Origin of the sequence: Trinickia dabaoshanensis, assembly GCF_002879885.1 — a bacterium.
Classification (GTDB): domain Bacteria; phylum Pseudomonadota; class Gammaproteobacteria; order Burkholderiales; family Burkholderiaceae; genus Trinickia; species Trinickia dabaoshanensis.
In genome coordinates, this window is record NZ_PNYA01000008.1 from 26,558 (window position 1) to 51,295 (window position 24,738).

Annotated in this window: 13 protein-coding genes; 4 read left to right on the top strand and 9 right to left on the bottom strand. The window is 67.5% G+C overall.

What is annotated here, in order from left to right; translation table 11 throughout:
- Window positions 1–14: 14 nt before the first annotated feature.
- Window positions 15–9,791: a non-ribosomal peptide synthetase gene (locus C0Z18_RS10390; protein ID WP_102645330.1), complete on the bottom strand. Its 9,777-nt coding sequence runs from the start codon at window positions 9,789–9,791 to the stop codon at window positions 15–17.
- 292 nt (window positions 9,792–10,083) lie between these two features.
- Here C0Z18_RS10390 and C0Z18_RS10395 point away from each other — a divergent pair, with 292 nt between their 5' ends.
- Window positions 10,084–11,805, top strand: coding sequence for a cyclic peptide export ABC transporter (locus C0Z18_RS10395; protein ID WP_102645331.1), 1,722 nt, complete (start codon window positions 10,084–10,086; stop codon window positions 11,803–11,805).
- On the opposite strand, the gene C0Z18_RS10400 is transcribed toward C0Z18_RS10395, so the two are convergent.
- The 7 genes from C0Z18_RS10400 to C0Z18_RS10430 form a co-directional block, all read right to left on the bottom strand.
- On the bottom strand, window positions 11,786–12,841 hold the full coding sequence (locus C0Z18_RS10400; RefSeq protein ID WP_102645332.1) for an ABC transporter substrate-binding protein: 1,056 nt from the start codon (window positions 12,839–12,841) through the stop codon (window positions 11,786–11,788). The two genes, C0Z18_RS10395 and C0Z18_RS10400, sit on opposite strands and share 20 nt — an antisense overlap.
- 44 nt (window positions 12,842–12,885) lie before the next feature.
- Entirely contained in the window at window positions 12,886–13,698 is an 813-nt protein-coding gene (gene fhuF / locus C0Z18_RS10405) for a siderophore-iron reductase FhuF (RefSeq protein WP_102645333.1), read from the bottom strand.
- Window positions 13,695–15,878, bottom strand: coding sequence for an iron ABC transporter permease (locus tag C0Z18_RS10410; RefSeq protein WP_102645334.1), 2,184 nt, complete (start codon window positions 15,876–15,878; stop codon window positions 13,695–13,697). The genes fhuF and C0Z18_RS10410 overlap by 4 nt, the downstream gene beginning before the upstream one ends.
- Window positions 15,824–16,642, bottom strand: coding sequence for an ABC transporter ATP-binding protein (locus C0Z18_RS10415; RefSeq protein WP_102645335.1), 819 nt, complete (start codon window positions 16,640–16,642; stop codon window positions 15,824–15,826). The genes C0Z18_RS10410 and C0Z18_RS10415 overlap by 55 nt, the downstream gene beginning before the upstream one ends.
- A complete protein-coding gene (locus tag C0Z18_RS10420; RefSeq protein WP_102645336.1) occupies window positions 16,639–17,709 on the bottom strand; it encodes a TauD/TfdA family dioxygenase in 1,071 nt (356 codons plus the stop codon). The genes C0Z18_RS10415 and C0Z18_RS10420 overlap by 4 nt, the downstream gene beginning before the upstream one ends.
- Window positions 17,710–17,749: 40 nt before the next feature.
- Window positions 17,750–17,980 carry an MbtH family protein gene (locus C0Z18_RS10425; protein WP_102645478.1) on the bottom strand — a complete coding sequence of 77 codons (231 nt, stop codon included), beginning with the start codon at window positions 17,978–17,980 and terminating at the stop codon, window positions 17,750–17,752.
- A gap of 65 nt (window positions 17,981–18,045) precedes the next feature.
- Entirely contained in the window at window positions 18,046–18,741 is a 696-nt protein-coding gene (locus C0Z18_RS10430) for an RNA polymerase factor sigma-70 (protein WP_102645337.1), read from the bottom strand.
- Between the two features lie 354 nt (window positions 18,742–19,095).
- On the opposite strand from C0Z18_RS10430, the gene aqpZ reads away from it, so the two are divergent.
- Window positions 19,096–19,872 (top strand): aquaporin Z, encoded by a 777-nt coding sequence (gene aqpZ, locus C0Z18_RS10435; protein ID WP_102645338.1) that lies wholly within the window; start codon window positions 19,096–19,098, stop codon window positions 19,870–19,872.
- 197 nt (window positions 19,873–20,069) lie between these two features.
- On the top strand, window positions 20,070–21,641 hold the full coding sequence (ilvA, locus tag C0Z18_RS10440; protein ID WP_199189426.1) for a threonine ammonia-lyase, biosynthetic: 1,572 nt from the start codon (window positions 20,070–20,072) through the stop codon (window positions 21,639–21,641).
- A 28-nt stretch (window positions 21,642–21,669) separates the two neighbouring features.
- Here the strand turns inward: ilvA and C0Z18_RS10445 are convergent, their stop codons facing one another.
- The gene (locus C0Z18_RS10445) at window positions 21,670–23,262 is read right to left on the bottom strand and encodes a methyl-accepting chemotaxis protein (RefSeq protein ID WP_158244219.1); all 1,593 of its coding nucleotides are present in this window, start codon (window positions 23,260–23,262) and stop codon (window positions 21,670–21,672) included.
- 546 nt (window positions 23,263–23,808) lie between these two features.
- Here C0Z18_RS10445 and C0Z18_RS10450 point away from each other — a divergent pair.
- Window positions 23,809–24,717, top strand: coding sequence for an aldose epimerase family protein (locus C0Z18_RS10450; protein ID WP_102645340.1), 909 nt, complete (start codon window positions 23,809–23,811; stop codon window positions 24,715–24,717).
- Window positions 24,718–24,738 lie beyond the last annotated feature (21 nt).

Below are 24,738 nucleotides of genomic sequence, written 5' to 3' on the forward strand. Positions count from 1 at the left end.
TCGATATCCTCGTTTCAACCCGCCTCGAGTTCATCGAGCAAGGCGCCGATCGTTTCATAGGCGTCGCGCTGCCCCGCCCGCTCCCGCGCCGCCAACGCCTCGTCGATCGACGCGGCGCAACGCGCAAGCGTGCGTGCCTCGAACAGCAGACGCAGCGGTAGCGCCAGCGACCATCGCCGGTTCGTCCTTGCATGCGCGGCGGCCGCCAGCAGCGAGTGGCCCCCCCGCAAGAAGAAATCGTCGTCGCGGCCGATTCGCTCCACGCGCAGCACCTGCTCCCAAATCGCGGCCAGCTCGCGCTCGGTGTCGCTCGCCGGCGCCGCGAAGCCGGCCCCGGCCCCAGCCGAGGGCGAGGGCAGCGCAGCCCGGTCGCATTTGCCGTTCGGCGTGACGGGGAGCGCATCGAGTTCGATCAGGTGAGCTGGGACCATATAGCCCGGCAGGTGCGCGTGCAGCCGTGCGAATAGATCGGCGCGATCGGACCGCGCCGATCTAGCGCGCACGACGTACGCGATCAGTTGCTCGTCGCGCACGATCACGACGGCATCGTCGACGCCGGGCTGCGCGCGCAATACCGCTTCGATTTCGCCCGGCTCGATGCGTTGGCCTCGCAGCTTGACCTGCTGATCGGCGCGCCCGAGATAGTCGAGCGTGCCATCGGACCTGCGCGTCGCGAGATCGCCGGTGCGATACAGGCGCTCGCCCGGAACGAACGGATCGGGGACGAAGCGCTCGGCGGTCAGCGACGGGCGGCGATGATAGCCGCGCGCGAGTCCGGCGCCGCCCAAATAGAGCTCGCCGACGGCGCCGGCCGGCACCGGTTGGAGCGCCGCATCGAGCACGTGCAGTTGCGTGTTCGCGATCGGCATGCCGATCGGTACGCTCGCTCCGCCATGCGGCGAGCCGGCGTGACAGGTCCAATGCGACACGTCGATCGCGGCCTCTGTCGGGCCGTAAAGGTTGTGCACGACGGCATCGGGCATCAGTGCATGCGCCTTGACGACGAGTTCGCCCGGCAGCGCCTCCCCGCTCGAGACGATCCGCGAGATCGGGCCGCAGCGCGAAGCACCGCCGAATGATTCCAAATGCGCGAGAAACGCGGCCAGCATCGAGGGCACGAAGTGGATCGTCGTCACGCCGAACGACTCGATTTCATCGAGGAGGCGCGCGGGCTCTCGATGCGCCCCCGGCGCCGCGAGCGCCAGCGTCGCGCCTACCGAGAGCGGCCAGAGGAATTCCCATACCGACACGTCGAAGCCGAACGGCGTCTTCTGCAGGACGACGTCCTCGCGCGTGAGGGCATACGCATCCTGCATCCAGGCGATTCGATTCGCGAGCGCCCGGTGCGTGTTGCCGGCGCCCTTCGGCCGCCCCGTCGACCCCGAGGTATAGATGAGATACGCGAGTTCGCCGGTGGCCGCGCCCGTTTCGGCGGCGGCGTCGGCCGCGGCGAGCGTCATGGCGTTTTGCGCCGACGGCCGCGGCAAGCGCGACCGCGATTCCAGCGCGTCGATGCAATGCACGGCCGCGCCGCCGGGCGCGGCAACAACGACGCGATCGAACAACGCACGCTGGGTCACCACACAGACCGGCCGCGCGTCTTCGAGCATGTACGCGATACGCGAGGGCGGATAGTCGGGATCGATCGGCAGCCACGCCGCGCCGGCTTTCATGACGCCCAGCAACGCGACGACCATCTCGACCGAACGTTCGAGGCACAGTGCGATCGGAGCATCGGACCTCGCCCCGGCTTCGATCAACGATGCGGCCACGCGATTCGCGCGCGCATCGAGTTCCGAATACGTCACGCGCAGCGGCGGCGTGCCGAGCGGCGCATCGCCCTCGCGCCACAGCAACGCCGTGGCGTCAGGGTGCGCTGCCGCCCGCTGCTCGAACTGGCGATGCAGCGGCGCCCGTTGCGGCACGGGCCACACCTTCGCCGTCGCGTTGCATCGAGCGAGTTGCAGGAGATCGTCATCCGTTGCGATCGACACGCTGCCGAGCGTGGCCCGAGGATCGGCCACGAACGCCTCGATGCATCGAGCGAAAGCACGATGCAGTGCTTGGACGCGCTCGTCCGAAACTCTGGCACGGTCGAATCCGTAGTCGATCGAAAGCCGCTCTCCGGCCTGCGCCGCGAGCGTAACGGCAAAGTCGGTCGCATCGACGTTACGCACTTCGGAAAAACGCAGCGCGGCATCGTCCTTGCGCGCCCACGCTTCGTCCACAGGGTAGTTCTCGAACACGATCAACGTATCGAACAGCGCGGCCCCGTTGCGGCCGGCCCAGCGTTGAATCTCGAACAACGGCGTGTGCGCGTGTTCGGCGCATGCGGCGCTCTCGCGTTGCAGGGCCGACAGCCAATCGGCAATGCGCTCGCTCGGCGACGCAGTGGCAACGACCGGCAATGTATTGATGAACAACCCGAGCACCGCATCCACGTCCTGCAACGCCTCGGGGCGGCCCGCCACCGTGGCGCCGAAAGCGACGGTGCGCTGGTTCGTCATACGGTGCAGCGCCAAGGCCCAAGCGCCCTGCACCACCGTGTTCAACGTCACGCGCAAACGACGCGCGCACGCCACGAGTGCTTCGGTGGCAGCCGCGTCGAATTGCGCTTGCCAAGTTCCATGGCGGCCAGCACCGGGTCGCATCGCGGCTTCGGTCCCGACCAACGTTGGGCTGTCCAGCCGCGCCAGGCGTTCGAGCCAGAACGCGCGCTCGCTTGCCTCGTCGCGCGTGCCGAGCCATGCGATGAAGTCGCGATAGCGCGTGGCCTGCCCCGTTCGAAACATCGGTTCCTGCGGCCCTTGGGCGTACTCGTTCAGGACTTCGGCGAACAACCTCGCGGTGCTCCATCCGTCGAGCAACAAGTGGTGGCGCGTCCAGACGAGCCGCCACGTGCGCTCGTTCATGCAGATCAACGTGAGCCGCATCAGCGGCGCGGCCGACAGCACGAATCCGCGCGTGCGATCCGATACGAGCCATTGCTCGAAATCCGCATCCGGTTGTGCGCGCCAGTCGAGCTGCGCCACCGGCAGCGCCGCGCGCCGATGCACGATCTGTACCGGCGGGTCGTTCTCCGGCAGAAAACTCGTGCGCAATATGTCATGCCTGTCGACCGCCCTTTCGAACGCGGCCGTCAGACGCTCCACGTCGGGCGCGTCGAGCGTCGCCACGAGTTGGTTCACGTAGGTCGATTGCTCGGGGGCCAACAGCGACTGGAACAACATGCCCTGCTGCATCGGCGAAAGCGGATAGACGTCGTCGATGGCGCGCCAATCGAACCGAACGGCATCGATTGCCGCCTGCGTGAGTCCGGCACGCCGCGCCAACGGGAAATCCCCGGGTGTCGCGCCGCCGCCTTCGGTCGCGACACGTTTGCGACACTCGGCCGCGAGCGACGCCAGCGCATCTTCGAAACGCGCGGCGAGCGCCGCGATGGATCCGTCGTCGAAAACGTCGGTGCTATACACCCAGTGCACGCGCAGCGTGCGAGTCTCATCGACGAATGCATGCACGGCCAGCGCGTTCGCCATTGGGCCCGCGGGATCGCGCTCGCAACCCACGCCGCCGAAACGGGCGGCAAAGCGCTCGCCCCGAACCGCCTCGAAGCGGCCCAGATAGTTGAAGGTAACCTGAGGCCGGGGCAAGGCAGCCAATTGCGCGCGCGTCGCCTCGTCGCCGAGATGGCGCAACACGCCGAAGCCCAAGCCGCGGTTCGGTATTGCGCGCCTCGCATCCTTGACGGCCGTCAGGGTGCCGATCAACGACGGACCGACCGGCAGCGCCATCGGATAGTGGCTCGTCAACCAGCCGAGCGTGCGGCTCGCGTCGATATCGTCGAATAGTGCCTCGCGGCCATGGCCTTCCAATTCGACCAAACATGTTCCGCTCGCGCTTGCATCGCCGATGGCATACGCCAATGCGGCCAGCAGAAAGTCTTGCGTTTGCGTGCGCCAAGCGGCGTTCGCGTCGGTCAAGAGCGCCTGCGTCAGTTGAGGGTCCACGCCCCGAACGAGCGTACGCGCGGTGGCGTTGTTCGGCATCGCCGCCATGCCCGTGCTTGCCCACGGCTCGCGCGCGCCGTGCGGCAGCCCCGGGGCGGCATCGCGCAACGCGAGCCAGTATTCGAGTTCCGGCGCGAACATGGACGCCCTCTTGCGCAAGCGCGCCGCCCAGGCCGGTGCGGTGGCCGATGAGGCGGCAGGCAGCCTCGGCACCGTGCGCGCGAGCGCGGCCTCGTATGCCGTATGCAAATCCTCGAGGACGATGCGCCACGAGACGCCATCGACGATCAGGTGATGAATCGCGACGAACACACGCACGGCGCCGTCCGCCAACGTTGCAACGAGCGCGCGGACGAGCGGACCCCGTTCGAGGTCGATCTCGCGTTGCAACGTATCGAAGCAAGCCAATGCCTGCTCACGGTCACGTACGTCCCGCACCACGAGCAGCACGCCGTCGAAGGTACGCGTATCGTGCAGCGCGCGCCATTCGCGGCCGTCTTGCAACGCCTTGACGAAGCGCAAGCGAAATACGTCGTGATGCGTCAACACGGCGCCCAGCGCTTGGGCGAACGCATCGACATCGAACAGGCCCAGGGGCTCGAGTTCGACGGCTTGGTTCCAATGATGCCGATGCGGCACATCGAGCGCGAAGAATCGATGCTGCGCAGGCGTCAGCTCCACCGCCTCGCCGGACGCACGCTCGCTCGCAGCGGCACCGGCACCGGCTTCGGCATCGCCCGGCCGGCTGTTTTCTTGCACGGCGACCGCGGCCAATTGCGCAAGCGTCGGATGATCGAATAGTTGCTTGGGGGTGAAACGAATCCCCACCCTGCGCGACCGGGCGATGACCTGTAGCGCAACGATCGAATCGCCGCCGAGCGAGAAGAAATTATCGTCGCGGCCCACGCGATCGACGCGCAGAACGTCTTTCCACACCTGCGCCAGCGCGCTTTGCACGCCCGCCTGCGGCTCGTCGAACGGGCGCGCGCCGTCCCGCTCCGCGGCCTTCGCGAGTTCGCGCAAACTCGCGCGGTCGACCTTGCCATTGGCCGTCACCGGCAAACTATTCACCACCACGATCGAGGCCGGCACCATGTAATCCGGTAAGCGCTCGGCCAAGCGTGAACGAAGCCGCGCGCCGCCGTCCTCGCCCAAGTCGGAACGCGCGGCTCGATCGAGCACGACGAACGCGGCGAGCCGAACGCCACGCTCATCGTGCACGGCGAGCGTTTCGGCTTGCACGACTGCCGGCATTTCGGCCAATGCCGCGCTCACTTCCGCCGGCTCCACGCGATAGCCGCGAATCTTGACCTGGTCATCGAGCCGTCCCGCCCATTCGATTGCGCCGTCCGCTGCGATTCGCACGCGGTCACCCGTTCGATAGAGCCGGGCACCTGCCGCACCGGCCGGGTCCGGGACGAAGCGCTCCGCCGTCGTCGCCGGACGGCAGACATAGCCGTGCGCAAGCCCCGGCCCGCCCAGGCACAACTCTCCGTATGCGCCTCTCGGCACCGGGGCCCCCAGCGCATCGAGCACGCAAGCGCGGACATTCGGCAGCGGGCGCCCTGTCGCCGCGAATGCGCGCCCGCCCTTGCCCTCGCCCGGGTCGAGCTCGAGCGTGAGCGCGCCGACCGTCGCTTCGGTCGGTCCGTAGTGATTGATGATCCGGCACGCGCTCTTGAGCTCGCGGATACGCATGGCGAGCGCGTGCGGCAACGGCTCGCCGCCCAAAACGAGCGCATCGCTCGGAAGGACGTCGGCCGGACGTCTGGCCTCGAGCAATGCGCGCAAATGACTCGGAACGATCTTCAATACGCCGACACCGCGGCTATGCATGGCGTGCGCGAAACGATCGGCGTCGAAGGCGCAGCTTGGCGAGAGCAAGTGCAAGGTGCGGCCGGCGCACAGTGCGCCGAACAACGTGGTATGACCCAGGTCGGCCGCCACCGTCGACACCATCGCCATGCTCGCGCCCGGTGCGAAATCGAGCGTGGCCAACATGCCTTGCACGTAATCGGCGAGCGCCCGGTGCGATACGATCACGCCCTTCGGCACACCCGTGGAGCCCGACGTAAATATCAAGTACGCGGCCTGCTCGCCGTGACGATGCGCCGGGCCCGCGTCGGCCTGCCGCGCGCTTTGCCGCCCCAGCGCCTCCAATTCCGATAAGCGCAGCGACGGCACCGGCAAGCCGGGCCACGCGGGCGCGGGTTCCGCCACGATCAAACCGTGCGGTGAACAAGCGGCCAAGCACTGCGCCACGCGCGCGGCGGGTGCGGCCGGATCGAGGGGCACCGCTATCGCGCCGGCCTTCATCGCGCCGAGTAGTGCGACGACGAACTCGACCGATCGCTCGATGCCGAGCGCGACCGCGCATTGCGCACCGATCCCGTGCTCGCGCAAACCGTGCGCCACCGCCGACGATGCCGCGTCGAGACCGGCGTAAGTCAGCGTCCGCATATCGTCCGACACGGCGACACGCTCGGGTGTGTGCGCTGCGTGATGCGCGAATGCTTCGAGGACGTCGGCGAATTCGAACACGGGCGAGGGGCCTGTCAGAACCGCCGGCGCTGCTTCGTCATGACAGTCCAGCGAGGCCACGGGCGCCGAGGGTTCGCGCACCGCGTGTTCGACGAGCGCGGCAAAGCTATCGAGCCAGCCCCGGCCCGTATCGTCGTCGATGCAATCGGTTGCCCAAGCGGCAACGAGTTCGACGCCGAGCGGATCGTCGGTGAAGTCGATCGCGAAATCGAAGCGAGCGGCGCGGTCGGGCCCCGGCGTCAAGCGCGCCGTCGCGCCCGGCAGCGCCACGCGCTCGCCGAACACGAACTGTTGAGCGAATTTGACGCGCAGCCATTCGGTGCCGCGCCGAACCGGCGGAGCGACGGCATCCAACACCTCGTCGAACGGCACGTCGGCATGCTCGTAAGCAGCCAGCGTCGAGCCCCGAACCTGTGCGAGCAACGCGAAAAACGAGGCAAGCGGCGCGACGCGGGCGCGCAGCGCGACCGTGTTGACGAACAGCCCGACGAGCGGCGCCAAATCGCCTTCGCGACGATTCGCCACGGGCGCCGCGACGACGATATCCGTCGTACCGGTCAATCGATACAGCCAGGCGTGCAGCGCCGCCGCCAGCACGATAAACGTAGAGCCGCGGGTCTCGCGCGCGAGCGAGCGGATGGTTCGCGAAACGGTGGGGTTGAGCCTGCGCGCCGCCCGCATGCCGCGAAGCGTTCGCTCGGCCGGCACCGGTCGATCGACAGGTAGGGCAAGCGCGCCGGGCGCATCGGCGAGCGCGGCGCGCCAGTGCGCGAGTTGGCTCGTGCGGGCGCCTTCGTCGAGCCACCGCATTTGGCGCCGCGCGAAGTCGGCGTAACGGAGCGGCAATGCCCGCCAGGCCGGCTCGCGCTGCTCGCAAAACGCGGCGTACGCCTGCGACAGTTCGTCGAAAACGATGCGCGAGGACCCGCCGTCGCCGATCGCGTGATGCAGCGTGATCATCAAGCAATGGCGATCCTCGTCCAGTGTCACGAGCGCAGCGCGCACGAGCGGCCCGTTCGTCAAATCGAACGGGGCTTCGGCCCACTGCTCGGCGATCGCTCGAGCGCGAGCATCGCGCCCGGCCGCATCGACGCCGCGCAGATCGATCGACTCGACCGGCACGTTCACGCGCGCGTAGACGCGTTGCACGACGTTGCCGTCCTCGTCCTCGGCGAGCGTCGTCCGCCATGCATCGTGCCGCTGAACGAGCGCCGCAACGGCACGCGAGACGGCCGAGAAATCGATGCGGCCTTCGATGTGCCAGTGCGCGGCGATGTGATAAGCGTGCGCGGCGCCGCCCATTCGCGCCAGCACCCAGAAGCGCCGTTGCGCGAGCGATGCCGGATGCACCGCGTACGGGAGACGGCCGTCGCTTAGGTCGCCATCGCGGCCACCGTTGCATTCATCGTCCCCGTCGCTATCCACGCTCGCTGCGGCAGCGTCGAACGACGGCAACGCATGGCGCTTTGCCTCGTCGCCCTCGCTCGCCGCAACGATGGCCGCCAACTGCTCGAGCGTTTTGTCCTCGAATAGCACGGCAAGCGGGACGCGAATGCCCCACTGCGCCAGCAGCGCGCTTTGCATTTGCATTGCGCCGATCGAATCGCCGCCGCGCAAAAAGAATCGATCGTCGAGCCCGATCGGCGCCCCGCCGACGATGGCGTGCCACACACCCGCCAGCGCGCGCGCCGTCGCCTCGACCGGTGGCCGCGAGGCGGCGGCCGAGGGCTGCAGCCGAGCGAGCGTCAGCAACGCTTGTCGATCGAGCTTGCCGCTCAGCGCGCGCGGGAGTGCATCGAGCACGATCGTGCGTGCGGGAATCCACGCTTGCGGTAGGCGCGCAAGCAAATATTCGCGCACGTGTGCCTCGTCGATCGGCGCATCGGCGGCGACGAATGCCATCAAGCGCACGTCAGCGTTCGACTTGTCCGCGAGTACGGCCGCGTCGCGAATCCGCTCATGGGCGAGCAACGCCTGCTCGATCTCGCCGGGCTCGACACGAATCCCGCGCACTTGCACTTGATCGTCGAGACGGCCGAGATAGTCGAACGCCCCGTCCTCGCGCAGCCGAGCCAAGTCGCCCGTGAGATAGACACGCGAACCCGCGCTCCCGTGTTCGTCGGGGATGAAGCGCGCCGCCGTCAGCGCCGGCCGCCCGTGATAGCCGCGCGCCAAACACGCCCCGCCGAGCAGCAGCTCGCCCGCCTGGCCATCCCCACCAGAGCCCTTGGATACGCGGGCGGCGCGAGGCCCGATCGGACGTCCGATCGGCAACGAGGCCGCGCCGGCGCCTTCGAGGACATAGGTCGCATCGAGCGGCCATAGCATCGGCGAAATCACCGTTTCGGTCGGACCATAGCCGTTGATGAAGCGAACGCCCGGAAACGCCGCTCGCACGCGCTCGAACCGGTCGGCTGTCATCGCCTCGCCGCCGAACGCGAGCACCCGCAGTGCGCGCGGCACGCCGCCCGGCGCCGCCGCTTCGGCGAGCGCTTGCAGATAAGCCGGCGGAAACGCGGCGACGGTGACGCGCTCACGCTCGAGAAGCGCCAATACGGCTCGGGGTTCGAGCGGACCGGGCCCGGTAACGACGATGCTCGCGCCGGCCGCCAACGGCGCCAGCCAATATTCGTGCGCGAGATCGAAGCCCACCGACGCGAAATGCAGTACGCGATCCGCCTCGTGCATCGGATAGGCGCCGACGACCGCATCGCAATGCGCCGCCAGCGGCCCATGTTCGACCACGACGGCCTTCGGCGTTCCCGTCGAGCCCGACGTATAAATCAGGTAGGCGGCCGCATGCGGCTGAGTCGGTCCTGCGTCGAGCGGCGTCACGTTCGCGTCTTGCGCCGCCCGAACATCGATATGAGTCAGCCCGCGCAGAACCGGCTCCCGGCCGTGCGCGCCGACGATACATACGCGGGCGCCGGCATCGCGCGCCATCCATTCGAGCCGGTCGGCCGGCAAGCGCGGATCGAGCGGCACGAACGCGCCGCCGGCTTTGAGCACGGCAAGCAACGCAACGAATAGATCGCAAGAGCGCTCGATGCACACCCCCACGCGCGTTTCCACGCCAACCCCATGGTTGCGCAAAACGGTGGCGAGGCGCGCGGCGCGCAGATCGAGTTCGCCCCGGCTCAGGCGGGTCGTATCCGGTTCGAACGATGCCAGCGCGGGCGCATCGTGGTCGAGACGCGCAAGGCGATGCAGGCGATGGTGCAAAGCGGTCGGGAAAGTCGTCATGGGCATCAAGTCCCTCTATTGGTCCATTGCGCCGCCCCCGGCGCGGACATCGACGAATCGAAAGCGATCGTCGGGCGCGCCGTTTTGCGGCAGCTTCAGACCAATGACGTTTCTCGATCGGAAATTTTTAGGACCCTCTCGCGGCATGCCGTCGATTCGTTCGTGCCCGCCCCGTATCCGCCCGGCATATCAGTCCGCGCAACGGCGCAATCGACTAAAACTTCGGGTCGCTGATTCGTCTATCGAGGGACACGCTATGCGTGACGCCTTCGTCCCAACTCGTTCGCCATCGATGACTGCCCATTGCCCTTCACCGTCTCTCGCCGCCCCGACTTCATCGCGGCCGGCAACGCAACTGCTCCTCACGTTGCTGCGTCAATCGCGCGGCACGTTCGTCTGCGCGCTCGTTGCCTGCGTCGTCAACGGTGCGGCAAGCGTGCTGCTCGTCGCGACCCTCGAACGCGCGCTGGCGGCCCCCTCGCCCCCTGCTTCCGAACTGCAGCGGCTCGCCCTCGGCTTCGCCGCATGCGCTTGCATCGCGCTCGCCACGCGCGTCACTTCGGGCATGCTCTTCGCGCGCTTGTCGCAAGACACGATCGGCAACCTGCGCGCCCACGTCGCCCAGCGGGTGGCTCACGCCGAGCTACGCGAACTCGAACGGATCGGCGCCGCGCCCGTGCAATCGATCCTGACCGACGACGCCACGAACGTCTCGATGCTCTTCTTCGCATTGCCCAACCTCGTCATGCACGGCTCGATCGTGGCGGGGTGTCTGGCTTACCTCGCCTACTTGTCCTGGCCCGTATGCCTGCTTGCGCTGTCCGCGATCGCGATCGGCTCGCTCGGCTACCGGCTCGGCGACGCGCGCGCACTGACCGCGCTCGCGCGGGCGGGCCGTGCGCAAGACCGCCTCTTCGATCATTTGGGAGCGCTCTTCACGGGCGCCAAAGAGTTGCGGCTGCACCGCGAACGGGCTCGCCGCTTCCTCGGCGACCGATTGGGCTCGGCCATCGACGAAGTACGTCACGCGCGGCGCCATGCGTTCACCGCCTATGCGGCAGGCGTCGGCTGGATCGTCTTTCTTTTCTACGTCTTTCTCGGCGTCGCGGCGTTCATGCCTTCGTTCGGCGCCCATGCCGATGCGCGCGAGGCGGCGAGCTACGTCATCGTGTTTCTCTTCATGCTCGTGCCGCTCGACGGTCTGCTCAACAACATCCCCACGTTGAACGCCGCGCGGCTTTCGCTCGCACGCATCGAGGATGTATTGGCGGGCTTTGGTACTCCACGCAGCCCGCTTCCGGCCTCGATGGCAAAGCTCGCGGCATCCGGCACGGCGTCGTTCGAGCGCCTGGCGCTGCGCAGCGTGACGCATTCGTATATGCACGAGCGCGAGGAACGGTTATTTCGCCTAGGGCCGATCGACTTGAGCTTCTCGCCTGGAGAAGTCGTGTTTATCGTCGGCGGCAACGGCAGCGGCAAGACGACGCTCGCCAAACTCATCGCGGGCTTGTATGAGCCGGAAACGGGCATCGTCGAAGTCGATGGCGCAGGCATCGATGCGGCAATGCGGCCCGCGTATCGCGAACGGTTTTCGGCGGTGTTCAACGACTTCCACTTGTTCGATACGCTGCTCGGCATCGCCGATGCGAGCGACGACGCGGGCCATGCCGAAACGGACGCGCGGGCCAACGCATTGCTCGAGAAGCTCGCACTGGATCACAAAGTGCGCGTCGAGCGCGGCGCGTTTTCCACGCGCGCCCTTTCGACGGGACAGCGCAAACGGCTCGCGCTCGTCGTCGCCTATCTCGAGGATCGCCCCTTTTATCTTTTCGACGAATGGGCCGCCGATCAAGACCCGTCGTTCAAGGCCGTGTTCTACGAACAGTTGCTGCCCGAGTTGCGCATGCGGGGGAAAACGGTCGTCGTCGTCACACACGACGACCGGTACTTCGACACCGCCGACCGCATCGTCAAGCTCGAGAACGGGGCGATCGTCAGCGAGGCGAAGCCGTAACGGGCGTGTGTGTTTGGCGCGCGGGAGCCGGCAGCGCCAACAACGCGCCGGTCAGCGCGTTCGCCAAGCGCAGCGCCGACATCGGCCCGCCGAAGCCCCACACATTACGCTCAACGAGCGCGATCCGCCCGTCGCGCCTGGCAGGCACGTACCGCCAAACGGGCGAAGCGAGTTTCTCCGCGAGCATTGCGCCGGGCGCCGTTGCGCCGGGCGCCGTCGCGCTGACGAGCAGGACGCTCGTATCGGTGCGGCCGAGCAAGTCTTCGGAGGTCACATAGCGCGTACCCTCGCGCGTCGCCTCGGGGGGCCACAGCTCGATGCCGAGTTTGCTCGCCACGCCGCCCGCCATGCTATTGCCCGTGTAGGCCCAGTAGCGATCGGGCAGCCCCAGCTCTTGCAACAAGACGAACGGCTCGCCGCTTCGCCCGGCTTGCGCCAACCGCCGGCGATCGCGCGCCAAGCCTTCATCGAGCGTCTGTTCCACCGCGCGCGCACGCGCCTCGCGCCCCGTCATGCAACCGATCCGATCGAAGATGCGGCGCGACCATTCGAGTTGCGTGTTTGGCATCCCGAGACGTTGGGTCGCGGGGTTGAAGCGAAACAAGACCGTGGGTGCGATCGATTGCAGCGCGTCGAAAATCGGCGCATGCCTGAATCCCACGCCGATGATGAGATCGGGGGCAAGCGACGCTATCGCCTCGAGGCTGGGCTCTTGCCGCGTGCCGACGTCGGGGACCGAACTCAGACGCTGCGCGTCATAACCGATCCATGCCGGGTAGTAAGCCGTATCGACCATCCCCACCGGGGTGATATCGAGCGAAGCCAATGCTTCCGCGAACATGAATTCGAGCACGACGATACGTTTGGGCCGCGCCGGCAGCTTCGTGCTGGCTTGCGCGATCGTGGGATCGCCCGCAATAGGGCCGCACGCGGCGCCGAGTTGGCCCGCCGCGTTCGAACCGGCCGGGGCTTGCGCGTCGCTCGCAAGGCAAGGAATGCCCCAGCATGCGAGCACCGCGCATGCAACGCTCGCCATCGCGCGCCCGCGACCTCGCCACAGCGCCCGCGGCCTCGATCCCCTCAATCGCCCGCCGCCTGCTCGGCGATCTGTTCGTCGTTCATCGTCAGCAGCAATGGGCAGCTCGCGCACAGTTGTCGTTCTCCGGGAATCTCATAGCGCAGGCAGCAAACGCGGCGTGCGCGAAACGGCGTAGGGAGCAGCGCCGAGCGCGGCGTCATCGAGCGCACGCTCTCGCGCAGCGGATTGCGCTCGCCGTCGGCCAAGCACATCGAACCGAACATCCACGCGGCGTCGAGCGACGCTTGCGCGCTAGCCGCGCCGGTGCGGTGCGCATCGAACAACGCGTCGAGCAAATTACCCGCGTTGCCCCACAGCACGCGGGGCGCCATCTGAGCACACGCGCTGAGGATGTCGATCACGACGCACAGATGCTCTTGCACCAACGAGCGATACCGGCGCGCGGGCTCGCCCGTGGCGTCCGAAAGCGCATCGTGCGGCAGATGAAGCGCGACCGGCACACCGTCGCGCAGCGCGACGGTGCAGCGATCGGCCGCCATCGCGAGCGGACGGTGCAACGTCAGCGCGGCGGCAATCGCCGCCGGCGCTGCCAACCGAAAATAGAACTTGCTCCACTGCGAGAGCAAGGCGCGCCCATGGCGACTCGCGTCGCCGCGGTAGCGCCGCGCCATCGCATCGAGCATCCGGTCGCACTCGCCCGACAACGCATCCACTTGCACATACACGAGATCGGCATCGGAAGCGCCGCTACCGCGACAAGCCGTATCGGGCGCGCCGATCCACACGTGCTCCAGCAAAGGCGCCAGCGGCGAGTCCTCGACGAGCGCCGCGAACGGCTTGGGCGCCGCGTTCATCGGCTCGCTCCGGCATGCTCGCGCCGGGCCTGCACGATCAGCAACGCCAGCAGATACGGGGCGCCGATCATCGCCGTCAGCGCGCCCGCGGGAACCTCGCGCGGCGCAACGAACGTGCGCGCGCCGAGGTCGGCGGCAGCGGTGATCAGCGCGCCGAATGCGACCGCCCATACGAGCCGCGCGCGATGCGTGCGTGCGCCGAGCAGCGATGCCGCGTGCGGCGCCATCAGCCCGACGAAACCGATGGGCCCCACGGCCGCCACCGCCGCGCTCGCCAGTAACGTTGCCACGACGAGAGCGCCCATGCGTAGCCAAGACGTCGGTACCCCGAGCGCGGCCGCTTGCTCCTCGCCTAACGCGAGCAGATCGAGCGGCCGGGCGAGCGCACCGGCCAGCACGATCGCCATCACGGCCCACGGCAGCAACAAGAGCGCATCGCCGGGCCCGCGCCCGTATGTGCCGCCCACCAGCCAAACGACGAAGCGCGCCGGCTGCATGCTCGCCTGCGCGATGAGCCATTGGGCGAGCGTCGTGGCGAGTGTGCCGAGCACGAGCCCCGAGAGCGCGACCGGAAGCGGCGCATAGCGCGTGCGCCGGTTGAGCGCGAGCACCAGCGCGAGCGTGACGATCGCACCCGTGAGCGAGGCGGCAAGCATGCCGAAGCGGCCGAGGCTTTCGTCCACGGCCATCGCGATCAGTACGGCTAACGAGGCGCCTTGCGTGACGCCGAGCACCTCGGGCCCCGCCAGCGGATTGCGGACGACGCTTTGCATGAGGACGCCGCTGGCCGCGAGCAGCGCGCCCGCGAGTAACGCGCACGCCGCGCGCGGCACCCTGAGCAGGAGCAACGCTCGCGCGACTTCGTCGTGCCCTCCAAGCGCCGCCCACGCGCGCGCGGGACCGACGAGCACGGGCCCGATCGCGCCGGCCGCCGCCAGCGCCGCTAGGCCGAGCGCCACGAGGCCAAGCAGCGCAAGCGGCAACGGTACCGCCGGCAGGCGCCGCGACCAACGCTCGATCGAGGCCGGCGCTCGCAGCGCGCCGGCCCACTCCCCGCGAGCGCGTGCCGTCCAGCCGCGGCCGTCGCGCAAGATCAAGGCGAGCATGAGGGGCGCGCCCACGAGCGCGACGGCGACACCCGTCGAAAGCGTACCGTCCAGACCGAGGGTGAGCACAGCGGCGTCGGTGACCGACACGACGAGCGCGCCGACCAAAGCCGAGCACACGGCCAGCGGGACCATGCGCACCACGCGCGGCCCCGGCCACCTTCGCACGAGATTGGGCGCGACGAGACCGACGTAGGACATCGGGCCGGCGATGGCAACGGCCACGCTAGTGAAGCCGACCGCGACGAGCAACGCGCCGAACCGCACGGCATCGACGCGCACCCCGAGCATGCTGGCCGTGTGTTCGCCGACCGATAAGACATCGAGCGATCGCGCGAGCAGCGGCAGCAACGCGAGCGGCACCGCGAGCCAAACGAGTGCCGACAAGAGCCCTCTCGCCCCTGGCTGATAAAGGCTTCCGCTCGACCAAAGCACGACGCCCGCAATGCTCTGCTCCGACCATGCGAGCACGAGCGTCGTCACCGCCGAAAACAGCAGCGCGCATACGCTGCCGGCCAACAAAAGCCGCAGCGGCGTGGCACGCCAACCGCCCGCGGCGGCCGCCACCGCGCCGGCCGCGACGAGCCCCGCGCCGAGCAGCACGGGCGGCAGCGCGACGCCCGCCAGCGCCGGCCAGAGCATCGCGAGCAATAGCCCCAACTGCGCGCCGCCCGTCACGCCGAGCACGTCCGGCGACGCCAGCGCGTTGCGGGCGAGCGCTTGAAAAACCGCGCCGGCCGCGCCGAACGATGCGCCGGCCGCCAGCGCGGCCAGCACGCGCGGCCCATGCAGATCGAACAGCAGCACGCGCGCGAGCGCGAGCGCATCGTGATGTCCGGCGCCCGATGCATGCGATAAGCCGCCGGCTCCCCAATATCGAACGAGATCGGGCGCGAGCCGCGTCAAGGCGACGCTCGCCACCAAGGCCGCGAGCGCCCACGCGACGCGGCTGGCGCCCACGCCCGGCGCGCGGCTCGTCACGCCCGGCTCGGCCAGCGCGTCATGCCGCGCACGCGCGCTCACGCCGCGATCTCCGCTCGGGCCACGCGCTCCGCGGCGAGCGCGGGAACGCATAAGGGCGCGCCCGTTTGCGGGTGTTCGAGCCGCAACATCGGCACCTCGAATGCGGCTTCCAGGTGATGCGGCCTCATGATTGCGTCGGGCGTGCCTTGCGCGACGATACGACCGTCGCGCATCAATACGATTTCGTCGCTGAAAGCGGCGGCCTGATTCAAATCGTGCAGCACCCAGACGATGGTCAAACCGCGTTCGCGATTGAGCCGGCGCAACTGACCGAGCACTTCGAGTTGATGGCGGATGTCGAGATAGGTAGTGGGTTCGTCGAGCAAGACGATCGGCGCGCCTTGAGCGAGCGCCATCGCGATCCAAGCACGCTGCCGCTCGCCGCCCGAGAGCGCCGCCAAGTCGCGCGCGCCGTAGCCCGCGAGCCCGGTCGCGGCCAACGCTTCGTCCACGGCCGTTCGATCGTCGCGCGTCGGCCCGCGCAACCACTTGCCGTATGCGAATCGGCCGTAAACCACCAGCTCGCGCACCGATAACCCCGCGGGCACCTCGTTGAACTGAGAGAGCATCGCGAGCGTGCGCGCCAAATCGCGGCGCCGATAGGACGCGAGCGGCTTGCCCGCCACCTCGATCCGGCCGTCGAGCGCCTCTTGCAGCCCGGCGAGCGTACGCAAGAGCGTGCTCTTGCCGCAGCCGTTCGGCCCGCATAGTGCCGTCACCCGATGCGCGGACACCTCGACGTCGAGCCCCTCGATGACGACACGCCCGCTATAGCCCGCGCTGAGCGCACGGGCCGATAATGCCGCGCGCGTCATCGGCAGGCACCCTCCGTGGCCGTGTGCGCGCCCGCACCGGCAAGCGCCCGCGCAGCTTGCGTCGCGCAAGCGCGCTCGGCGTCGGTCGCGCGATGATTGCGCGCCATGGCGACGACAACCTTGCGCGGCCCGTCGAACGGTGCCCGCGCATGCGCACAGAGCATGTTGTCGAGCATCAGCACGTCGCCCTCGGCCCAAGGAAATACGATCGTCTCGTCCTCCAGCACGGCCCGAATCTGCGCGAGCGCATCGGCTTCGAGCGGCGCACCGTCGCCGTAAAAGACGTTGCGCGGCACGTTCTCGATACCGACCGTTTCGATCAACGCTTCTTGAACGGGCGCTTCGAGCGCCGACAAGTGAAACAGATGCGCCTGATTGAACCAGACGAGCTCGCCCGTGTGCGGATGAACGGCCACCGCTTGGCATCGCTCGCGCGTGCGCAGCAGCCACTCGCCGTCCGTGTCTTTGCGCCATTCGCATTCGATGCCGCGCTGGTCGCATTGCCGCTGCACGAGGCCGGGGTCGTCGGTGCCGAATGCGCGTTGCCAGGGTAGATCGACGCCCTGCCCGAAATTGCGGACATACAACAGTTCGCGCCGGGCGAACCGTTCGACGAGCGCCGGATCGAGCGCGCGCACCACCGCGCGGCTATCGGCGATCGGCGTTTGCCCGCCCGCGCGCGCCGCGGTGACGCAATGAAACCAGATTCTCAGCGGCCACTCGCGCGTGTAGGACTGTTCGTTGTGCAGGGCTATTGCGCGATGCGCCGGGTATTCGGTCGATGTGTATACCGCGCCTTCCACGCGGCTGCGCGGCGTCGAGGCGAACGCATAGTCGACGAGCGGCGCGCCGAACGAAGCCGCGAAGCGCTGGAAGCCATCGACCGAAGGCGGACCGAAGCCGGTCAACAGTACGCCGCCCACGCGCTCGAGACACGCGTCGATCGCGACGCGCAGCGCGCCGGCCGCCTCGCCGAGCGTGAGCGCGCCGTGCTCGCGCGGGGCAATCACGGTCGGCAACCCCGGCTCGATACGCAGGTTGCCGGCGCTCGGAACGGTCGATGTCATAGATCCTCCCCAACGGGAATCAGGTCGAACGCCGCGGCGCTCACGCGTCTTGCGAGGCCGCGTCCATATGCCGGCGCAGGCTCGCGGGCCGCATGTCGGTCCAAACGGTTTCGATGTGGGCGAGACAGGCGGCCTTGGGGCCGCGTACGCCAACTTCGCGCCAACCGGCCGGCACGGCTCGAAAGGTTGGCCAAATCGAGTACTGCTCTTCATCGTTGACGACCACCGTGTATTCGATATCGTCGTCGTTCGCGGGAGTGGACGAATTCATGGCTTCCGATCTGTTCAGGGATAGACCGAGCGGGAGGCAGCCCCGCTCGAAACCGGCGCGGCTGTTCACGACGCCGCCGCGCTCATCTCATTGACGTTCGAGGCGCGCTTTTTTTTAGCCGGCAGCGCGCGCGTGCCGCCGCCCGCGCCTTCCATGCAATCGGCGCAATGCCGCGCCGCATCGCGCACCATGAAATGCACCAGGGTTTGCGAAACGCCGAGTGCGCGCGCCGTCTCTTGCAAGGTTTCCTCGCGCAACCGCACGCGCTCGAAGGCGCAACGGGTGCGCTCGGGCAACTCGGCGAGCGCGTCGAACGCGCTGCGCAACGCATCGCGCGTGAGCAGCGCCGCTTCCGGCGAAGGTTCCGGCGAGGCGACGTCGAGCCCCTCTTCCTCACAGGCGTACCAAACGCTTTCGAGCGATTGACGGCGGCACGCATCGATCGATGCGTTGCGCACCATGCGCATGACGTAAGCGAGGGGCTGACGAATGTCGTCCTGATTGCGAAAACCCGTCAGCTTGATGAAGACGTCATGGACGACGTCTTCGGCTCGGCTGACACACCCGACGAACGAACGAGCGAACTGAATCAGCGACGCGCGGTGCGAGACGAGCACGTCGAGCAAGGCGCCGCCGCAGCGGGCGGCCGCGGGACAGGCGCCGCACGCGGCCGCTCGATCCGTCTCGTCGTGCGCCCGCGCGGCGGGCGCGCGCGCGGCGCTCGGCCAGCTTACGTACGTCTCGGCCCAGGCGTTTGACATCGGTTCCCTCCATCGGTCATCGGTCGAATGGCCGGAACTTTATCGTAAACGCGAATCATTCTCAATATTATTCAACATGAGTTTTTGCACGGCGAGTTTCGCCACGAACGCTCACCCAGGAACAGAGGATGTGCGCCGCCCAGGCGGTTCGCGTGAACGTCTCAATCCCATATTCCAAGAAGCTTCCGATGCGTCGAAGCGGCCGCGAGCGCCGAAGCGCACTTCATGGACTAAGCTCTTTCACAATAGTTTTGATCGGCGCGATGCGGCGGCCAATAAGATTCAAGCTCCTCGGGGGCGTCGACGTCGCGTCACCTTCTCCCCTTCTCGATCACTTTATTCGGAGTCCTAACTATGCAGGCATTGCAACGCTATGTCGCCGAGTTGATCGGCGCGTTTTGGCTGGTCCTGTGCGGCTGCGGCAGCGCACTCATCGCGGCGAATTTTCACGCGTCGGCCGGTAGCGGCGGCATCGGCCTCGTTGGGGTATCGTTCGCGTTCGGCCTGGCGGTGGCAACGATGATTTATGCCATCGGACCGGTTTCGGGCGGACATATGAATCCCGCCGTCACGATCGGCCTGACCGTTGCCGGACGCTTCGAATCCAAACACGTGGTGCCTTACGTCGTCGCGCAAGTGATCGGCGCGATCGCGGCGGCCTTCGTGCTCAAAGTGATCGTGAGCGGGGCGCCCGGTTTCGATGCCGCGAGCGGATTCGCATCGAACGGTTTCGCCAACCGCTCGCCGGGTCAGTATTCGATGCAGGCCGCGTTCTTATGCGAAGCGGTCATGACGGCCTTTTTCGTTTTCGTCGTGTTGGGTGTAACCGATAAACGCGCCCCGGCGGGTTTCGCCGGGCTCGTCATCGGCCTGTGCCTCACGCTGATCCATCTCGTGACGATTCCCGTCACCGGTACCTCGGTCAATCCCGCCCGCTCGACCGGTCCCGCGCTCGTCGCCGGGGGCCCCGCGCTCGATCAACTCTGGCTGTTTTGGCTGGCCCCGATCGTGGGGGCTATCGTCGCGGCGGTCATCTATCCGCTCGTGGTCGGCGACGCCAATGCGAGCGCGCGGCCGCAACGAGCCGCGCTCGCGAGCGACGAACAAGGCGTCGCCGCACGCGGCGATTGACAGCCGCGCGCCGATACGCCATCCTTAGCCGCATGAACTGCCGCCACCTGCCCGTCGCGATCATTATTCCCTCCATTCCGAGAATGGTGGGTTAGCGCGCATACGCAGCAGTCACGAAAACCCGCCCAATAGGCGGGTTTTTTTTATTTCCGCCTCGTGGGCTCCCTTGAAATACCTCGCGATACAAGGAGCCTCCCATGCAGACCATGCTCGCCCCACGCGCCGCCGGCCATCCCGAACACCCGGGCACGTTGGCCGACTATCTTCAAAAAATCCTGACTGCCCGCGTCTACGACGTGGCGCGGCAAACCGATCTGCAACATGCAACGCGTCTATCGCAGCGGCTCGGCAACGCGCTCTACCTCAAACGCGAGGACCAGCAAAGCGTCTTCTCGTTCAAGCTGCGCGGCGCATACAACAAAATGGCCCACCTCTCGCGCGAAGCGCTCGAACGCGGCGTCGTCACGGCGTCCGCCGGCAATCATGCGCAGGGGGTGGCGCTATCTGCGGCCAAGCTCGGCGTGCGCGCGGTCATCGTCGTTCCTCAAACGGCGCCGCGCGTGAAGGTGGACGCGGTACGCGCCCACGGCGGCGCGACCGTCGAAGTCGTACTCGCCGGCGAGTCGTATAGCGACGCCTATGCGCATGCCCTGCAATTGCAGCACCAGCAAGATCTCACGTTCATCCCCGCGTTCGACGATCCGTATGTGATCGCGGGTCAGGGCACGGTTGCGATGGAGATCGCCCGGCAGCACCAAGGGCCGATTCATGCGATCTTCGTGCCGATCGGCGGTGGCTCTCTCGCGGCCGGCGTCGCGGCCTATATGAAGGCCGTACGGCCCGAGGTCCGCATCGTCGGCGTGCAAACGGAGGATTCGTGCGCCATGGCGCAATCGCTGGCCGCCGGCCGGCGCGTCGCGCTCGACGAGGTGGGCCTGTTCTCCGACGGGACCGCCGTCAAACTCGTCGGCGAGGAGACGTTCCGGCTTTGCAGTGCCTATCTCGACGAGGTCATCACCGTCGACACGGACGAGCTATGCGCCGCGATCAAGGACGTCTTTCAAGACACGCGTAGTTTGCTCGAGCCCGCCGGCGCCATGGCCGTCGCCGGCGCGAAGCGCTATGCGCAACGCACGGGCATGGCGGGCGAAACGCTGGTTGCGTTGACCTCGGGCGCCAACATGAACTTCGACCGCATGCGCTTCGTCGCCGAACGGGCCGAAGTCGGCGAAGCGCGCGAGGCGCTGTTCGCCGTTACGCTGCCCGAACGCCATGGCAGTTTCAAGCGCTTTTGCGAGCTCGTGGGCGAGCGTCACGTCACGGAGTTCAACTATCGCATCGCCGATGCCGACCGTGCGCATCTGTTCGTCGGTTTGCAAACCGGGCACCGCGGCGAATCGGTGGAACTCGCCGCCGCCTTCGAGGCCGGCGGCTTCGCCACGGTCGACTTGACCGGCGACGAACTCGCCAAACAACACGTACGTTATATGGTGGGCGGCCGCTCGCCGCTGGCGCGCGACGAACGGTTATTTCGATTCGAGTTTCCCGAGCGGCCCGGCGCGCTGATGAAGTTCCTTTCCTCGATGGCGCCGCACTGGAACATCAGCCTGTTCCACTATCGCAACCAAGGCGCCGATCAAAGCTCGATCCTCGTCGGCATGCAAGCGCCGGCCGAGGAGCGGGACGCGTTCGCGCGCTTTCTTGCGACACTCGGCTACCCGCATCGCGAAGAAACCGAAAACCGCGCGTACCGCATGTTTCTTTCATAAAGGACCGAGGGCACCGGCGCATCGCCGCCTACGAGACGTGCGCGCCGTCCCCCGCCAAATGAAAGACGCTCACGGCCGACTCGAGCGATTGCGTTTGTTGGCGCAACCCCACCGACGCCGCCGCCGATTGCTCGACGAGCGCCGCATTGCGCTGCGTGATCTCCGATACTTGTCCGACGGCCTCGTTGATTTGCGCGATCTGCGCGCTTTGCCCGCGGCTGGCGAGCACGATCTCGTTCAAGGTGGTGGTGAGCCGCGTGACGAACTGCTCGACGGTGCTCATCGTTTCACCGGCTCGGCTAGCCGTTTGCGTAGCCGTCGTGACCGTATCGAGCGAGCTCTCCACGAGATCCTTGATTTCCCTGGCCGCGCCCGCCGCACGCTGCGCGAGATTGCGCACCTCGGTGGCGACGACCGCGAAACCGCGCCCGTACTGCCCGGCCCGCGCGGCCTCCACCGAAGCGTTCAACGCGATGATGTTCGTTTGAAAGGCGATACCGTCGATCAACGAAGTGATTTCCGCGATCTTGCGCGAGTGGTCGCGTACCTGCGCCATGACTTCCACGGTCTTTTGCACTTCACGCGCCGCGGTTTCGGCCGATTCGGCCGTTTCGTGACCCGTCGCGTTCGCCCGTTCCGCGCCAAGCGCGTTGCGTTCGGCCGTTTCGGTGATTTCGGCGAGGCTCGCCGTCGTCTGCTCGATCGCGCTTGCCTGCTCGTCGGTGCGATTGGCCAGATCGGCCGTGCCGTTCGCGAATTCTTGCGTTGCGCGCTCGATGACGTCGATCGACACCTTCGCGTCGATCAAAATACCGACGAGCTTCGCGTTCATCTGATTGAGCATGCGCGCGAGCCGCCGGGCCTGGGCGTCGCCACGCTCGGGAAACAACGCTTGGATATGGCCGCAGAGCACGTTGAGCGCGCTGTCGTTCAGCGCTTTGAGCGGCGTGAGCACTTCGCGCATCAAATACAAACCCGTTACGGCCGCCATCGCGATGCCGAAGCCGCCCAGCGCCGCGCTGAGCGCTTGCGCCGACAGGCCCGGTACGAACGGATGCGCCGCCGCGATCCATTGCAACACGAACAGAGCCATCATGAGCGCCATCACGCCCCACAGGCGCAGCGCGACCGGCAGGCCCAGCACGCGATCGATCACGCCGCGCGCGCCGGTACGTACGACTTCACCGCCCGCGAGCCGCACGCGCCGCTCGTTAGGATTCCTAAGCGCTTCGTAGAGCGACTCGGCCTGCTCGATTTGCTCGTCGGTCGGTTTGGTGCGCACGGCCATGTATCCGACCTTGCTGCCGTGTTCGAATACCGGCGTGACGTTGGCCACGACCCAATAGGCCTGCCCGTTCTTGCGCCGGTTCTTCAGCAGGCCGGTCCATGGCCGATCGTGCTCGATCGTGTTCCACAAATCGCGGAACACCTCTCGCGGCATATCGGGGTGTCGCACGATGTTTTGCGGTTGTCCCGTCAGCTCTTCGCGCGTGTAGCCGCTGCTCTTGAGGAACGCTTCGTTGACGTAGACGATGCGCCCCGTCGTATCGGTGCGGGAGATCGTCACGTCCCGCTCGGACAAGCGATAATCGTCATCCGCGGTAGCCAGGTTCTCGGTCATGTTGATGGGCGGTTCGATAAACCCTCCCACCATACGTCACCCGCGTGCTGCGTCAGTTTGACGTAGGTCAAGCTGACGCGCGGCAGCGGCCACGCAAACGTTAAACCGTGGAAACGAAACAACCCGGCGCGGCGAAGTGCGCGCTCGCTCGCGGCGCGCGACTCGGCCGGGCAGACGCGCCGGTCAGCGCGGGAGACGGTAAAAGAAAAAGACCGTGCTGCCGGCGAAGATGCCGAACAGCGAAAGGCCCATTGCCATGGCAAGATCCATGATGGCTCCGGAACGGTTTGCGGTTGACGCTTCAGCGGACGGCGACGGCTCCGAGCGGCGGCCCACGCCACACGCGGGTCGCGCCACGGCTGAAAAAGACAAAGTATCCGCAGGCGGCGCCATTATGCGCCCGCGTCCCGGCCCCGCGGAAGCGGCAATTTCCCCAGCAGGGTTTGTCCCGACGCGAACCCGAGGCACAATCGTATGTCCTCCGCGAAGGCGCGGACCCTTCCCCGCATCGAGCAGCCCCTTGAACCTCATCGAACACCGCCCACTATGACCGATTCATTGCAGCCCGCCCTCGTCGACATCGCGCACGGCGCCTCGCGCCTTCAGCTTGCACCGCAATTGGGCGGGCGGCTGCTCAGTTGGCGCATCGGCGACGAAACCGTGATCCATTGGCCCGAAGGAGCCGATTGGACCAACGTGCCGCGCGTGCGCGGGGGCAACCCGCTGCTCTTTCCGTTCCTCGGGCGGCACCGCGTCGATGGCCGCATCGGCGAGTGGCGCGACGCGCAAGGCGTCGTGCGCGTACTGCCGATGCACGGCTTCGCGCGCGATTTGCCGTTCGCCTGCGAGCTCGACGCCGACGGCCACGGCGTGCGCATGACGCTGACGGATACCGAGGCGACACGCGAGCAGTATCCGTTCGCGTTCCGCTTCGAGGCGGCATACCGGCTCACCGATGCCGATACGCTCGAGGTGACGCTGAGCACCACGAATCTCGGCGACGACCCGCTGCCCTATTACGCGGGTCACCATTTCTACTTCGCGCTGCCGCATGCGCTGCGCGGCGAAACGACGCTCGCGTTGCCGCCGACCGATCGCCGCCGCCAACTCGAAGACGGCTCGATCAGCGCGCCCGAACCCGGCGCCGCTCGCTATACGCTCGACGATCCGGTCATCCACGACCGATTCCACTGCCTGCAAGGCATTCCGGCGGCGCCGGTCGTGCTCGAATGCCCGGCGCTGCGCCGGCGTATCGAGATCGATCTCGACCGCGAAGGCTCGGTACCGTGGTACGCGGTCACCACCTGGACGGAAACCGACACCTCGGATTTCTATTGCGTGGAGCCGTGGCTCGGCCTGCCCGATGCGATCCACAACGGGCTCGGCCTGCGTTGGCTCGAGCCGGGCCGGATCGAAACCGCCTCGCTCGCGATCCGCGTCGTCAAGCTCGGCTGAGCGCCGCGTGAACGGCCCGCG